General features: G+C 63.7%; 1 pseudogene. It reads right to left on the minus strand.

What is annotated here, in order from left to right:
• A pseudogene (locus tag OC610_RS29285) lies at positions 1-211 on the minus strand (peptide chain release factor N(5)-glutamine methyltransferase); the annotation flags it as partial.
• Positions 212-262: the final 51 nt, after the last annotated feature.

Below are 262 nucleotides of genomic sequence, written 5' to 3' on the forward strand. Positions count from 1 at the left end.
GGATGTAGGCCACCGGCTCGCCGGAGCGACGACGACGCAGGTATTCGGAGAACAGCAGCGCCGCCTCGCTTGGCACGATCCGCTCGGGCCAGGTGTGCAGGAAGCTGCGGGACTTGCCCAGCGCAGCGGCCAGCAACAATTCGACATCCAGCCGTGGCGTTGGAGAATCCGGCAGCTCGGCGGCGCGTAACAGACTGGCGATGATGGTCATTTATTCACCTGTGCTTACTCGCCAATCGCGGCCAACTGGTCGGCCTGGTAT

Origin of the sequence: Pseudomonas agronomica (assembly GCF_025917275.1) — a bacterium.
Classification (GTDB): Bacteria; Pseudomonadota; Gammaproteobacteria; order Pseudomonadales; family Pseudomonadaceae; genus Aquipseudomonas; species Aquipseudomonas agronomica.